This window comes from Streptomyces sp. NPDC022910, assembly GCF_055561075.1.
In genome coordinates this window covers 1-13735 of sequence record NZ_JBVHHL010000026.1, presented here as the reverse complement: position 1 = coordinate 13735, position 13735 = coordinate 1, and the positions used below count along the sequence as shown (strand labels likewise).

The following is a 13735-nucleotide window of genomic DNA, read 5'->3' as shown; positions in this document are numbered from 1 at the left end:
TCCCTGACGTTTGTCACGAATGCGTGGCCCTTGGCCGTAAGGGGCGTGAGGCACTCCTCCCGGCCCACTACCCTGGACACGTGACCATTCGCCTGTACGACACCAGCGCCCGGCAGATCCGTGACTTCACCCCGCTCAAGCCGGGTTGTGTCTCGATCTACCTGTGTGGCGCCACCGTGCAGGCCGCACCCCACATCGGGCACATCCGCTCGGGGCTCAACTTCGACATCATGCGCCGCTGGTTCGAGTACCGCGGCTACGAGGTGACGTTCATCAGGAACGTCACCGACATCGACGACAAGATCATCACCAAGGCCTACGAGCAGAACCGGCCCTGGTGGTCGATCGGGTACGAGAACGAGCGCGCCTTCGACGACGGCTACACGGCACTCGGCTGCCTCCCGCCGACGTACGAGCCCCGCGCCACCGGCCACATCACCGAGATGGTCGAGATGATGCAGGCCCTGATCGAGCGCGGCCACGCCTACGAGGCCGACGGCAACGTCTACTTCGACGTGCGCTCCTTCCCGCAGTACCTGGAGCTGTCCCGGCAGGAGCTGGACAACCTGCTCCAGCCGTCCGGCGAGGGCGAGACCGGCAAGCGGGACCCGCGCGACTTCGCCATGTGGAAGTCCGCCAAGCCCGGCGAGCCGACCTGGCCGACCCCGTGGGGCCCCGGCCGCCCCGGCTGGCACCTGGAGTGCTCGGCGATGGCCCACAAGTACCTGGGCACCGCCTTCGACATCCACGGCGGTGGCATCGACCTGATCTTCCCGCATCACGAGAACGAGATCGCCCAGGCCAAGGCCTACGGCGACGAGTTCGCCCAGTACTGGCTGCACAACGCCTGGGTCACCATCGCCGGAGAGAAGATGGCGAAGTCCCTCGGCAACTCCGTCCTCGTCTCCGAGATGGTCAAGCAGTGGCGCCCCATCGTTCTGCGCTACTACCTCGGCACCCCGCACTACCGCTCGATGATCGAGTACAGCGAGGAGTCCCTGCGAGAGGCCGAGTCCGCGTTCGCGCGCATCGAGGGCTTCGTGCAGCGCGTCACCGAGCTGGCCGGGAAGACCGTCGAGCCGGCCGCCGAGGTGCCGCCCGCGTTCGCCGAGGCGATGGACGACGACTTCGGCGTCCCGCAGGCGCTCGCCGTTGTGCATACCACCGTCCGGCAGGGCAACAGCGCGCTGGCCGCCGACGACAAGGAAGCCGCCGTGGCCCGGCTCGCCGAGGTGCGGGCCATGCTCGGCGTCCTCGGCCTGGACCCGCTCGACCCGCACTGGGCCGACGAGACCGACCGGGGCGAGGACCTGCACGGCGTCGTCGACACCCTGGTGCGCATGGTCCTCGACCAGCGCGAGGCGGCACGCTCCCGCAAGGACTGGGGCACCGCGGACGCCATCCGCGACCAGCTCAACCAGTCGGGCCTGGTCATCGAGGACAGCCCGCAGGGTCCGCGCTGGACGCTCGGCCCGCGCTGAGCGCGCCGGGGTTCCGGTGATCGATTGTGCCGTCCGGCCACCCCGGCGGCAGACTTCATAGACGTACGTACGAAACTTTCAACAGACGGGTAGGTCATGGCCGCGAACCACCGCCGCATGTCCGGCAAGAAGGGCGCGCAGGTCGGCAGCGGCGGACAGCGGCGCCGCGGCCTGGAGGGCAAGGGCCCGACTCCGCCCGCCGAGATGCGCAAGGGGCACGCCAAGCAGCGCGCCGCGCAGGCGAAGGCACGCCGCGCACAGGTGCGCCCCCAGCGCCGTACGGGCGGAAAGGCGTCGTCCGAGTTGGTCGTCGGGCGCAACCCTGTCGTCGAGGCGCTCCGTGAGGGCGTGCCCGCGTCCACGCTCTACGTCCAGCAGTTCATCGACAACGACGAGCGCGTGCGCGAGGCACTGCAGCTCGCGGCCGAGCGCGGTGCAATCAACCTCATGGAGGCCCCCCGCCCCGAGCTGGACCGTATGACCAACGGCCTCAACCATCAGGGACTCGTCCTCCAGGTCCCGCCGTACCAGTACGCGCACCCCGAGGACCTCGCCGACGCCGCCTACGACGAGGGCGAGGACCCGCTGATCGTCGCCCTCGACGGGGTGACGGACCCGCGCAACCTGGGTGCCGTCGTCCGGTCCGTCTCCGCCTTCGGTGGGCACGGGGTCGTGGTGCCCGAGCGGCGCGCGGCCGGGATGACCGCCGGTGCGTGGAAGACGTCCGCCGGTACGGCCGCCCGCACGCCCGTCGCGCGTGCCACCAACCTGACGCGCGCGCTCGAGGCGTACAAGAAGGCGGGGATCACGGTGGTCGGGCTGGCCGCCGACGGGGAGGCCGAACTCGGCGAGCTGGAGGCCCTGGAGGGCCCTGTCGTGATCGTCGTCGGCAGCGAGGGCAAGGGGCTGTCGCGGCTGGTCGGCGAGACGTGCGACGTCCGGGTGCGGATCCCGATGCCGGGTGGCGCCGAGTCGCTCAACGCCGGTGTGGCGGCGGGCATCGTGCTGTACGAGGCGTCCCGCAGGCGGTCGTGACACCCACGACCGTGGATGCGTGAACAGACGTTCACATCCTCACCCGTATGGGGTAATCCGGTCGTCCACGGCGAGCTTGACGGGGTCCGGACAGATCCGCGCGGTCGAGGCAGTGTCCTAATCACACGGCACTCGGTTAGATGGGTGTGGAGACCAGAACGCCCCGCACACCCACGGGGGACCGATCGTCGGGATTCGACGACAGTCCCGCGCTGAGCATGGTGAAGGTGCCGAGCGACCCGGCGCAGGTCATCGTCAATCACGCGAGCTTCCGCGTGCAGCTGGGCGCGTCCGCTCGGCGCGCCCAGTCCCCGCAGGTCGCACGCCACTTGAGCGCCCCCCAGAACACGCCGCGCATGCCCGTCGTCGGTTCGGCGGGCAGAGCCGACGCCTCCGACGGCCGCCGTCGGCCCGTCGTCTGGAGCGGCAGGTCCGCACCCGACGACACCGGCGCCCACCGGCTGCTGCAGGCCGTGCGGAGCTCGAGCGTGCACCACGGCGAGGAGTCGGCCGCGGACATGGGCGCGACCCAGGTCATCCCCCGTATCGGGGTCGACGACCTGCCGGGGGCCGACGCCTACGACGACGGCATGGCCACGCGGGCCGTGGAGACGCCGGTCGCCGGCAGCCGACGCGGTCACCGCTACGGCGAGACCCGGCTGCTGCCGCACATGCGGAGCGCCGGCAGCGCGTACGACGAAACCGCCTACCAGGCGCCCGGCTACGACGAGCCCGCCTACGACGACCCCTCGTACGACGAACCGGGCTACCCGAAATCCCCCTACGACAACACGGAGTTCGCCGGCGGCGACGGGACCGGGGAGCCGGAGCCGCCGACCAGGCGGCACGCCGGCGATCCCGTGCGGCACGCCTATTACCCCGGCCGCCGGATGAACCTCGGCGTGGTGCTGCTGCCCCTGCGCATCTTCCTCGGCTCCATCTCCGTCTACGCCGGCATGGGCAAGCTCTGCGACCCCGTCTACTTCGACGGCGGCAAGCGGGTCTCCATGGTCACCTGGCTCAACACGCTGCACCCCTGGGAAGTCGCTGAGCCGCTGCGGCAGTTCGCGCTCCTGCACCCCGTCGGAACCGGTCTTGTCATCGCCTTCCTCCAGGTGATCGTGGGCGTGCTCACGGTCCTCGGCCTGTGGCAGCGGATCGCGGCCACGGTCGGGGCGCTGCTGTCGGCCGCCCTGATCGTCACGGTGAGCTGGCGGGCGGTTCCCGCGTACGACACGCCCGACATCATCTACCTCGCCGCCTGGTCGCCGCTGATCATCGCCGGGGCACCGGTGTACTCCGTGGACGGTCGCCTCGCGGGCAGCGCCTGGCGCCGGCTCGGGCCGCGGGCGGACATCTGGGAGCTGCGGCAGTACGTGCTGCGCCGTGGGGCCCTGGTGACGGCGCTCGTGACCGGGGTGACGCTGCTGGTCGGATCGCTGCTCGGCGGGGCGGTGCGGGACGCGGACCGCGTGGTCGTACCCGGACCCGGCGAGGCGCCCCGCAACGAACTGCCGGGTTCGCCGCTGCCCGAGACGCCGAGCGAGCAGCAGCACAAGGCGAGCCCCTCGGCCTCCCACTCGCCGGCGTCGACGCAGGGCACGACGTCGTCCCCGTCCAGCGGGGCCACGACGCCGGGCGCGGCCGGCGCGACCGGCACGGTGTCCGGCGGCCGGCCGAGCCAGACCCAGGGCACCACGGGCCAGGTCCCGCCGCGCCACTCGGCGCCGGCGCAGCAGCCCCCGAGCACGAGCGCGGGGCCCTCGTCCTCGGGCGGCAGCGGTGCGGGCGGCCCCTCGGGCGGGTCGAGCGGCACCGGAGGCAGCAGCTCCGGAGGTTCGGACCACCTGGTCGGCGGGCTGCTGGGGTAGCTCAGGGTGGTCCTGCGAACGGGGCCCCGCACACTCGGTGTGCGGGGCCCCTTCGTGCGAGTGCGAGGACGTGCCGGGGGCACGGCCCTGCGCTTCGGCGGAGCGTCAACGCCCCAGCGCCGCAAGCTCCTTGGCCGCCTCCGTGAGGTCCTTCGCCGTGTCGATGGCCCGCCAGTACGCGCCCTGGGGGATCGGGAAGCCGGCCAGGCGGCGTTCCCGGGCCAGGCGGGGGAAGGTGGTGCGTTCGTGGTCGCCGCGCTCGGGGAGCAGCTGGGCGAACTCGGCGGCGAAGACGTAGACCCCCGCGTTGATCTCGAACGTCGACGGCGGGGCCTCGATGAAGTCGGTGACATGACCGAAGCCGTCCGTCTTGACGGCACCCCACGGGATGCGCGGACGTGCCAGCGCGAGCGTGGCGACGGCGTCGCGCTCGGTGTGGAAGTCCGCCATGTCGCGCAGCGAGAAGCGGGTCCAGATGTCGCCGTTCGTCGCGTACCACGGCTGGTCGGGGTGGGGGAGGTGTCCGGCGGCGTAGCGCAGACCGCCGCCGCGGCCGAGCGGTTCCGACTCGACGACCGTCGTGACGTGGACGGGCAGGTCGGCCGAGTCCAGCCACTTCTGCAGGACGTCGGCGAGATGGCCGCAGGAGACCACGACGTGCGTGACGCCCTCTTCGGCGAGCCAGGTGAGCTGGTGCCCGATGATCGGGGTCCCGGTGCCCGGGATCTCCACCATCGGCTTGGGCCGGTCGTCGGTGTACGGACGCAGCCGTGAGCCCTGGCCGCCGGCCAGGATGACGGCTTGGACGGGGCGCGAGGCGGCGTGCGGGTCGGTCATGACCGAACTGTAGCCGCGCGCCCCGTCCTCGATCCGGACGACCGGCGGTCTCAGCTGTGCTGCGCGGCGACGCCCGAGGCGAAGGAGGTGTCGCAGACCGGGCGGGCGTAGGACTGGGCGCGCGAAGGGCCGTAGATGCGGACGGCGGCGCGGCCCAGCGCGCGTGCGATGGCCACGCAGTGCTTCGCCAGCGACGGCCGGCCGTTGACCGCCTGCTGGAGGTGGGTGAGCGCGACGCCCGGGTTCTTCTCCTGGAGCTCCAGCAGCAGTTTGTCGCGCAGCACGTCCTGCGGGGCGCGGGAGGAGGCGCGCGTGGAGACGTCTTCGGAGGAGGCGGCGAGCACCGAGTTCGAAGGGCTCCCCGACCAGTTGATGCGAGTGACCGCCAGGGTCCCGGACAGCACCAGGACGACGGGCAGTACGAGGGCGAGGGTGCGGCCGATCCGCCGGGCGGGGCCGCGGCCGCGCCGTGTCCCTGGAGTAGTGGTGTGCTTCACGCGAGTGAGAGTAGCGCGGGGTAGTGATTTGGCGACATTTAGTCACCGGTTCGGGGGATGAAGAAAGGGCATTTTCGGGGTAGGGGGTTGACGCGGGCCATCGAAATGCCTCGTTTTGCCGGGGTATTTGTCGACAGCGAAGAGGGCCCCGCAGTCTGCTGCGGGGCCCTCTTCGTCAATCCCTGGTGGCGATCGAAACCGCCTCAGTCGGAGAGACGCTCGCCCGTCGAGGTGGAGAACACATGGGTCTCGCCCGGGCGCGGCACGACGTGCAGCTTCGCGCCCTTCTCCGGCACCTGGCGGCCGCCGACGCGGACGACAAGGTCCTTGGTCTCGCCGCCGACCTCGGCGGTGCCGTAGACGTAGCCGTCGGCGCCGAGCTCCTCGACGACGTTCACGGAGACGGCGAGGCCCGCCGGGGCGTCCTCGGTGTCCTTGGAGAGCGAGGAGGCGACGTCGCCATTGTGCTCGACCACGTCGAAGTGCTCGGGGCGGACGCCGACCGTGACCGTGCGGTCACCCTTGTCGGAGGCGGCCTTGAGGGCGTCGCGGTTGACCGGCACGACGCTGTTGCCGAACTTCACACCGCCGTCGGTGATCGGGACCTCGACGAGGTTCATGGCCGGGGAGCCGATGAAGCCGGCGACGAAGAGGTTGGCCGGGCGGTCGTACATGTTCCGCGGCGAGTCCACCTGCTGGAGAATGCCGTCCTTCAGCACGGCCACGCGGTCGCCCATCGTCATGGCCTCGACCTGGTCGTGGGTGACGTAGACGGTGGTGATGCCGAGGCGGCGCTGGAGGGACGCGATCTGCGTACGGGTGGAGACGCGGAGCTTGGCGTCGAGGTTGGACAGCGGCTCGTCCATGAGGAACACCTGCGGCTCGCGCACGATGGCGCGGCCCATGGCGACACGCTGGCGCTGACCACCGGAGAGCGCCTTCGGCTTGCGGTCCAGGTACTCGGTGAGGTCGAGGATCTTCGCGGCCTCCTCGACCTTCTTGCGGATGTCCGCCTTGTTCACGCCGGCGATCTTGAGCGCGAAGCCCATGTTGTCGGCGACCGACATGTGCGGGTAGAGCGCGTAGTTCTGGAACACCATGGCGATGTCCCGGTCCTTGGGCGGCAGGTGCGTGACGTCGCGGTCGCCGATGCGGATGGCGCCCGAGTTCACGTCCTCGAGCCCCGCCAGCATGCGGAGCGAGGTGGACTTGCCGCAGCCGGACGGGCCGACCAGGACGAGGAACTCTCCGTCCTCGATCTCGATGTCGAGCGCGTCGACGGCGGGCTTGTCGGAACCCGGGTAGATCCGGGTCGCCTTGTCGAACGAGACAGTGGCCATGGTGAATGGGCCCCCTTCACCGGCAGGAACGTGCCGGACGATCCGTTGTAAAGGTGGTGTTCCACTACGGGTTTCCGTAGTGGTGTAGTCCACAAGAGTGAACTGGGTCAGGACGGTACCTGGCGTTTGCCTGCTCTGTCAGTACCTGGGGGACTGTGAACTTCGCGGAAATTTTCGACGGGGCCGGGCCCGGACCTGGGTACACTGCACGGGCGCGCATGTGCACGCCTCCTTAGCTCAGCTGGTCAGAGCGCCGCTCTTGTAAAGCGAAGGTCGTCGGTTCGAATCCGACAGGGGGCTCCCTTTCTGAGCAGCACCAACGCCCCGGCCGATGATCGGTCCGGGGCGTTCGACATCCACGGGTGACATCAACCGTGGCGGTCACCCACGGTCGACGCGGCGCCTGAGCAGACGGTCCATGTGACTGATGGCCTCGCGCTGTGTGTCCGATGTCACGTGCGTGTAGACGTCCATCGTGATGCTGATCTGGCTGTGCCCAAGGATCTCCATCACGACGCGGGGCGCGACGCCGGCCGCGGTGAGGAGCGTGGCGCAGCCGTGCCGGGCATCGTGCAGACGGATGCGCCGAAGGCCGGCGGCGGCCGTGATGCGGAAGAACGACCGGTTGACGTTCTGCGGGTCGATCGGGCGGCCGGTGCGGGTGGTGAAGACGTACGAGGACGGGGAGAGCTCGACTCCCTTGCGGCGCCCCGCATCGGTCTGCCGCATCCGGTGCCAACGGAGCGCCGCCAGGCAGATCAGCGGGAGGGGCACGGGACGCGCCCGGCCGCTCTTGGTCGTGTCCTCGTAGAGCTCCCCGCCGACGCGCTGCACCTGCTTGCTGACCCGCAACACACGGTGTTCAAGGTCCACGTCCGACCAGCGAAGCCCCAGGATCTCGCCGCGCCGCAGGCCCATGGAGACCGCCAGGACGAAGGCGGCGTACAGCGGATCGCGGCGTGCTTCCTCCAGGAACCTCAGCGTTTCGTCCAGCGTCCACGGAGTCAGCTCGCGGCGGGGCACCTTCGGGGCCTCCACGAGCGAGGCGGCGTTCCGCGTCACCAGCTCCTCACGGCAGGCCGCGGTGAGGGCGGTCCTCAGCACACGGTGTGCCTCCTTGGCCGTGGCCGGGGAGGCACGGCGCGACACCTCGGCCACGAACGCCCGCACATGGCGCGGCCCCAGTGCCTCCAGGCTCTTCGAACCGAGCAGCGGCACGAGGTGGAGGCGCACGTGCATGGCGTACTTGTTGTAGGTCGTCCGCTTGCGGTTGGGTTTGATGAAGTGGTCCAGCCAGTACGGCAGCCACTCGGCGAGCTTGGCCGACCGGGTGGGCACGGGCACGCCCTGGTCGACTTTGGCGAGCAGTTCCCGGCGCTTGGCGTCACACTCGGCCCACGTCTTGCCGTAGGCGAACTTGCGGGCACGGGTGCCGTCCGGCTGGAGCACGTACACCGCGCACTGGTAGCGGCCGTCCTTGCGCTTGGTGATGGTGCCCGCGCCGTTCGGGTTGCGCTTGCGCTCACCGGCCATCAGGCAGCCTCCTCGATCTGGCCGAGGATGAAGTCGTGGACAGCGTCGGCGGGGATGCGGCGGGCGCCGTCGATCTTCATCGAGGTCAGGCGGCGCGAACGGATCAGGTCGTAGACCTTCGAGCGCCCGAGCTTCAGCCGCACCATGACTTCCGGCACGGTCAGCAGCTCGGCGGTTGCGGTCGTCATGCGGCGGCTCCTTCCAGGGCCAGTTGGTCGCGTAGGGCTTCGCGGGCTGTTTCACGGTTGAGTTGGAGGCCGCGGGCGATGGTGGCGGCGAGGGCGGATTCGCCGGGGGTGTGGCCGTGTCCGGCGTACTGCCAGTCGGCGAGGACGAGCACGGTGTCCGGGTCGGCGTCGTCCAGGCCGAGGGCTTCGCGTTCCTGGGCGGCGCGGTAGTCGGCGCGTTCCTGGCGGAGGGCGCCGAGGGTGGTGGAGTAGCGGCGGGACTTGGAGCTGAAGTGGCCGCGGAAGCCGAGCATGTGAGCCCAGGCCCAGAGGCGGCGGTCCGGGTACAGCGGATCGAGCATCTTGCACGCCTCGATCAGGCGGCGGGTGTGGTCGGGGACGCCGTGGCGGTCGAGTTCGGCGAGCTCGCCGATGCGGCGGTCCAGGGTGCCGGTGTTCTCGGCGGCCTTGGTGGCGTACTTGGCGACGTAGGAGGCAACGGCCTGTTCGGTGATGTCGGAGCCGTCGCCGAAGGCCTTCACGGGGCGGACGTCGAGCTGGGTGCCCCAGCGGAAGGTCCGGGCGGGCTGGTTTTCGGCGGCCGGGACGGAGACCGAGGTGTAGGAGTGCGCGGCGGCGGCGCGGATCGCGTCGGTGAGGAGGTCGACTGTCGCCCAGGCCGGGGCGGGGTGTCCGGTCCTTCCGGGCCGTCGAGACGGATCACTGCATGGAAGTGGACCGCACCGCGCTTTTGGAACTCGGCGACCTTGCCGTACGAGAGCCGGGCGCATTCCTTCAGCTCGCGCTGGGTGATGCCGGCGCGGGCGGCGATCTCGCCGAGGGCGACAAGGTGCTGTACCTCTTCGACGGCGGCCAGCTCAGCCAGGAAGACCTGGCAGCGATCATCTTGCAGCCCGAGGAGCTGAAGAGCTTCGCGTTCCTCTCCCCAGAGCAGATCACTGAGCGCACGATCCCCAGACTGGCCCGATGCATCCTCGCGGCGGCCGAGGCCAGGATCGACTCTGCGCCGGTGTACTTGGAGCACGGCCAGAAGCCGGGTACCCGAGCTGCGTGATCGCGCAGGACACGGCCTGACCGCTGTGCGGTAAGACTTTCCCTACTTCATCAAGGGCCCGCGCGAGCGCGGGCTGGCCCCTGGGGCTCGGCCCCTCTGCGCCTGCGGCGCCGGGGCCGGCCCCTGGGGCCGCAGCAGGCTACGGCCCTGAGTAGAAACCCGTACGACAAGCGGCACGGTCAGAACAAGCCTCCGGCGGGGGCGCTCAGGCTCCAGGATGGACGGGGCGCCGTACGCGAGTGCCGACAAGTAGTGGCGTGCGCGGGAGCTCCCATCCCGTCTGCCGTCGCCCCAGGCAGAGCCGAGCAGACGCGGCCCCTGGCGTCCAGGTCGTTCGTACAGTGGCGCGCTCCACCTGGACGCCAGGAACCACGCCCGCTCCACGGTGTGTGGGTCGACGGCAGACGGGATGGGAGCTGGGGTGAGTGGTGGTTGAGGTGGAGCGCTTGCATAACCAGCTCAACGGCCTCAAGACAGAATCGGCTCAGGGCGCGGGCCCCCGCCACCAGCAGCGACAGCGGCCACCCGTGCGGAGAACATCGACCTGCTGTGAACCAACACGAACCTTGACCTGCCACGTACAGGGGCCGGGCCAGGGTCCGTGCCCGATTTGCCACCATGCGCAAGCGCCTTAGCGTTGATGTGAAGAGATATGTCCTGGTCGGATGGTGCCCGCCGCACGGCCGCCCGCTTGCCTCGTCCGCGAGCGCGGCAGGTTCCGGAGTGCCGACGGCGCAGCCGTGCACAAGCGAGTGGTCAGGCGAACCATTGAGTCAGGCTTCGCAGCGGAGGTGATCCTTGACTGGTCGCGAGGAGCTGATGCGCATAGGCCAGGACGGGATGGTCGTCCAGTGGAGTCTGCGGGCTCAGGAGATTTTCGGCCGCTCGGCCGCGCAGGTGCTGGGGCGGCCTGCAGTGAGCGCGACCGGGGGTGCAACGGCTGAGTTGCAGGTGTGGCCGCAGATTCTGGCGGACGGTTCCGTGGTATGGGTCGTGCACGAGGCCCCGATCGGCTCAGAGGACGAGCTGGGCGCGGCGGTTCTAGAACAGTTGTTCGCCCAGTCGCTTTTTGGTCTGCATGTCCTGGACCGGCAGCTGCGCGTGGTGCGTGTGAACGCCGCGGCGGAAGCCATGCGCCGGCCAGCGTCGGAGCCGATCGATGGCCTGAGCCTGAGCGAGGCATACCACTTCGAAGATCCCGAGCAGCAGGAAGCAGCCTTCCTGCGGGTACTGGACAGCGGCGTTCCGCTGGTGGAACGGCTGGTACGCGGCTCTCTGAAACCCGGGCCCCAACCCGATCGCGCTTTTCTTGTATCTGCCTTCCGACTTCAGGATCTTCACGACGCTGTACTGGGCCTGGCCGCAGTCGTCGCGGACGTCACCGAATACGAGAAACGCCGGCGTCGCGTTGCCGTCCTCTCCCGCAGTCGAGAAAAGGTAGGGCGCACCCTGGACGTGGTCTCCATCTGCCGGGATCTTGCCGAGGTCGTGGTGCCTGCCTTTGCGGACCTGGCCCTCCTGGACGTTGTGGAGGCGATCGTGTGGGGCAACGAACCTGCTCAGCCCACGTCGGCCGCCCGCGTGCCGCTGCGCCGCGCTGCATGTGCCGGGGCGCAGGACGGGGCCGGGAAATGGAAATGGGCACCAGGCGAGCTGCACCTCTTCCCGAACCGCACACCGTTCGCGCTGTCGCTGGAAGACCTGCGGGCGCGGCTCGTTTCGGTGGACGAACCCAGTGACTGGCTGAATGCCGACACCGCAATCATGGAAGCCTTGCGCTCGTACCAGGTCCAAAGCGTCCTGGTCGTGCCGCTGGAACTGCGCGGCACTGTGCTGGGGCTGCTGTGCCTCGGTCGCTGCCGCGGCTCTCCCCGGTTCGACCAGAGCGACTTGGCCTTGGCGATGGACCTGGCCGCGTACACCACGCTGTGTCTGGACAACGCCCGCCGATACGCCCGCGAGCGCGCCATGGCCGCCACGGTCCAACGGCGTCTGTTGCCTCAGCGCCCGGTCGCTCACACCGGGCTGGATACTGCGTATGCCTACCTGGCCAGCGGCAGCGCCGGGGGCAGCTGGTTCGACATCATTCCACTCTCCGGCTCACGCAGTCTCTTGGTGATCGGCCAAGTTGCCGGCGAAGGCATGTCTGCCGCCACCTCCATGGGACAGCTGCGCACCGCCATCCACACGCTCGCTGCCCTCGACCTGGAAGCGGACGACCTGCTTGCCCGCCTCAACGACACCGTCCTGCGCTTGGCTGAGGAACGTGCTCAGCCGGCCGGGGCCCCCGCGCACGGCGAATCGCTCACAGCTGCCTACTCCTACGCCCTCTACGACCCTGTCTCCTGCACCTGCGTCGCAGGGCGTTCCGGACTACCCGGCCTGTACCTGGCCTGCCCTGACGGAACCGTCACCACGGCTGAGCTTCCCGATGGGCCGCTGTTGGGCAGTACAGACGTCGCACCCTTCGCCGCGACCACGCTCGACATCAGTGACGGCACGGTCCTCGCCCTCGCCACCCCCGCGCTGCTCGACACCGTGGGCACGGAGCGCTTTCAGCAGCTCCTCTCCCACCGTGGAGCATCGATGCAGGAACTGTGCGACAAGATCGTCTACGCCAGCGGCCTCGGCCAGCCCCCGAAGGGCGAGGGCGTCCTCGTTCTGGCCCTCGCAAACGCGCTTCCCACCGACCGCACCACCGTCTGGAGCGTCGAGGCCGACCTACGGGCACCGGCATCGGCCCGTGCCCGGACCCGGAGCTGGCTCACCGAGCACCATGTACCCGAGGAAACCGTCTTCGCCGCCGAGGTCATCGTCAGTGAACTCGTCACCAACGCTGTCCACTACGGCGCCCCACCCCTGAGCCTGCGCCTGATCCTGGACCGCACACTGACCGCTGAAGTCACTGACACCAGCGCCACCAGCCCGCACCTGCGCCATGCCCGCGCCACCGACGAAGGTGGCCGCGGCCTGTTTATCATCGCCCAACTCGCCGACCGCTGGGGCACCCGCCCCACACCCGGAGGCAAGACAATCTGGGCAGAGATGCACACAGCGGCAACCGCACAGAGCTGAGACCCTATGGCCCCTCTCACCGGGCCGAAGGCCGCGTACGAAAAGGTCTTCGACCGGGTCCGCGCTTGTCATGACGCTTGTCCACCGTGGGGCCTTCGGACGGGCAGGTCGCGCAGCAGTACCGGAGCCCTACCCGCGCGTGTTCCAGAGACGCCGGTGAATGTCTGACTGCGTGACAACGCCCACGCATAGCGGCGGACAAGCGCGCACACCTGTGGACCGTCACGGCAGGTGAGAGGCACACCAACTTCAGGTCGAGCGCCAAACCAAGTTGCTTCGGGACGAAGCAGTCTCCGTGCCACAGCCGTGCCACATCATGCGGTCAATCACGGTCAACGACGGTTCGCCGCAGTCGAGATGCACCGATGAGCTGGACCCTCGTCGAACTCGGGGTGACCTGCGCGCCTTCGCTGCCTCGCACAGCCGCCCTTACAAGGTGGTGGTCAGCGATCGAAGCTTCACCTGTACCTGAGTTGGGCCGTCTGTGGGCCGTCGAAGGGCGGCCCACAGTAACCAACAACGACCGTGGACGACCGCTCGGTTGCAGGTCACCAGCACCGCAGCGCGAGTCGTTCGAGGGCCGATCGGCCGAGGCGCAAGCTCGGTTGGCCGACGTCGACAGTTCCCGGGATCGACCTGATAAGGATGAGGCTAGATCTCAATGCCTGTGCCAGCGTGGGCGTCGTCATCAACCAATTGATGGCGCCCCGCCGGCTTGACGCAGTCATGTGAATCGCCCCGGGTTTGATGGAGACATCGAAGACCCGGAAGGATGCCGATCATGGCTGCTCCCCGTAAGTACCCTGACGAACTGCGCGAGCGTG

At 69.5% G+C, this 13735-nt stretch carries 10 protein-coding genes, 1 tRNA gene and 1 pseudogene; 6 read left to right on the top strand and 6 right to left on the bottom strand.

The features are described from left to right. Positions 1–80: 80 nt before the first annotated feature. From cysS to ACZ3TS_RS23755, 3 genes are all read left to right on the top strand, one after another. The gene (gene cysS / locus ACZ3TS_RS23765) at positions 81–1481 is read left to right on the top strand and encodes a cysteine--tRNA ligase (RefSeq protein WP_467621140.1); all 1401 of its coding nucleotides are present in this window, start codon (positions 81–83) and stop codon (positions 1479–1481) included. Positions 1482–1577: 96 nt separating this feature from the next. Beyond that, entirely contained in the window at positions 1578–2516 is a 939-nt protein-coding gene (gene rlmB / locus ACZ3TS_RS23760; protein WP_467621137.1) for a 23S rRNA (guanosine(2251)-2'-O)-methyltransferase RlmB, read from the top strand. Between the two features lie 140 nt (positions 2517–2656). Then, on the top strand, positions 2657–4387 hold the full coding sequence (locus ACZ3TS_RS23755; protein WP_467621134.1) for a DoxX family protein: 1731 nt from the start codon (positions 2657–2659) through the stop codon (positions 4385–4387). Between the two features lie 105 nt (positions 4388–4492). Here the strand turns inward: ACZ3TS_RS23755 and ACZ3TS_RS23750 are convergent, their stop codons facing one another. The 3 genes from ACZ3TS_RS23750 to ACZ3TS_RS23740 form a co-directional block, all read right to left on the bottom strand. Next, positions 4493–5224: a nucleotidyltransferase family protein gene (locus tag ACZ3TS_RS23750; protein WP_467621130.1), complete on the bottom strand. Its 732-nt coding sequence runs from the start codon at positions 5222–5224 to the stop codon at positions 4493–4495. 50 nt (positions 5225–5274) lie between these two features. Then, positions 5275–5721: a hypothetical protein gene (locus tag ACZ3TS_RS23745; RefSeq protein ID WP_467621127.1), complete on the bottom strand. Its 447-nt coding sequence runs from the start codon at positions 5719–5721 to the stop codon at positions 5275–5277. Positions 5722–5924: 203 nt separating this feature from the next. Continuing rightward, complete coding sequence (locus ACZ3TS_RS23740) at positions 5925–7061, bottom strand: ABC transporter ATP-binding protein (RefSeq protein WP_467621124.1); 1137 nt, start codon at positions 7059–7061, stop codon at positions 5925–5927. 226 nt (positions 7062–7287) lie between these two features. Here ACZ3TS_RS23740 and ACZ3TS_RS23735 point away from each other — a divergent pair. After that, positions 7288–7361: transfer RNA gene (locus ACZ3TS_RS23735), tRNA-Thr, on the top strand. An 81-nt stretch (positions 7362–7442) separates the two neighbouring features. Here ACZ3TS_RS23735 and ACZ3TS_RS23730 read toward each other — a convergent pair. From ACZ3TS_RS23730 to repSA, 3 genes and pseudogenes are all read right to left on the bottom strand, one after another. Beyond that, the gene (locus tag ACZ3TS_RS23730) at positions 7443–8594 is read right to left on the bottom strand and encodes a tyrosine-type recombinase/integrase (protein ID WP_467621121.1); all 1152 of its coding nucleotides are present in this window, start codon (positions 8592–8594) and stop codon (positions 7443–7445) included. Next, positions 8594–8782 carry a helix-turn-helix domain-containing protein gene (locus ACZ3TS_RS23725; RefSeq protein ID WP_467621119.1) on the bottom strand — a complete coding sequence of 63 codons (189 nt, stop codon included), beginning with the start codon at positions 8780–8782 and terminating at the stop codon, positions 8594–8596. The genes ACZ3TS_RS23730 and ACZ3TS_RS23725 overlap by 1 nt, the downstream gene beginning before the upstream one ends. Continuing rightward, positions 8779–9596, bottom strand: a pseudogene (gene repSA, locus ACZ3TS_RS23720) (replication initiator protein RepSA); the annotation flags it as partial. The pseudogene repSA and the gene ACZ3TS_RS23725, both read right to left, overlap by 4 nt. Here repSA and ACZ3TS_RS23715 point away from each other — a divergent pair. Then, positions 9489–9836 (top strand): NUDIX hydrolase, encoded by a 348-nt coding sequence (locus tag ACZ3TS_RS23715; protein ID WP_467621414.1) that lies wholly within the window; start codon positions 9489–9491, stop codon positions 9834–9836. The pseudogene repSA and the gene ACZ3TS_RS23715 sit on opposite strands and share 108 nt — an antisense overlap. A gap of 819 nt (positions 9837–10655) precedes the next feature. Next, positions 10656–12911 (top strand): SpoIIE family protein phosphatase, encoded by a 2256-nt coding sequence (locus ACZ3TS_RS23710; protein WP_467621116.1) that lies wholly within the window; start codon positions 10656–10658, stop codon positions 12909–12911. Positions 12912–13735: the final 824 nt, after the last annotated feature.

What these genes read in the sequence shown, in the direction of transcription:
- rlmB (WP_467621137.1), top strand. Translation starts at nt 1,578, where the DNA reads ATGGCCGCGAACCACCGCCGCATGTCCGGCAAGAAGGGCGCGCAGGTC.
- ACZ3TS_RS23755 (WP_467621134.1), top strand. Translation starts at nt 2,657, where the DNA reads ATGGGTGTGGAGACCAGAACGCCCCGCACACCCACGGGGGACCGATCG.
- ACZ3TS_RS23750 (WP_467621130.1), bottom strand. Translation starts at nt 5,224, where the DNA reads ATGACCGACCCGCACGCCGCCTCGCGCCCCGTCCAAGCCGTCATCCTG.
- ACZ3TS_RS23740 (WP_467621124.1), bottom strand. Translation starts at nt 7,061, where the DNA reads ATGGCCACTGTCTCGTTCGACAAGGCGACCCGGATCTACCCGGGTTCC.
- ACZ3TS_RS23730 (WP_467621121.1), bottom strand. Translation starts at nt 8,594, where the DNA reads ATGGCCGGTGAGCGCAAGCGCAACCCGAACGGCGCGGGCACCATCACC.
- ACZ3TS_RS23725 (WP_467621119.1), bottom strand. Translation starts at nt 8,782, where the DNA reads ATGACGACCGCAACCGCCGAGCTGCTGACCGTGCCGGAAGTCATGGTG.
- ACZ3TS_RS23715 (WP_467621414.1), top strand. Translation starts at nt 9,489, where the DNA reads ATGGAAGTGGACCGCACCGCGCTTTTGGAACTCGGCGACCTTGCCGTA.
- ACZ3TS_RS23710 (WP_467621116.1), top strand. Translation starts at nt 10,656, where the DNA reads ATGCGCATAGGCCAGGACGGGATGGTCGTCCAGTGGAGTCTGCGGGCT.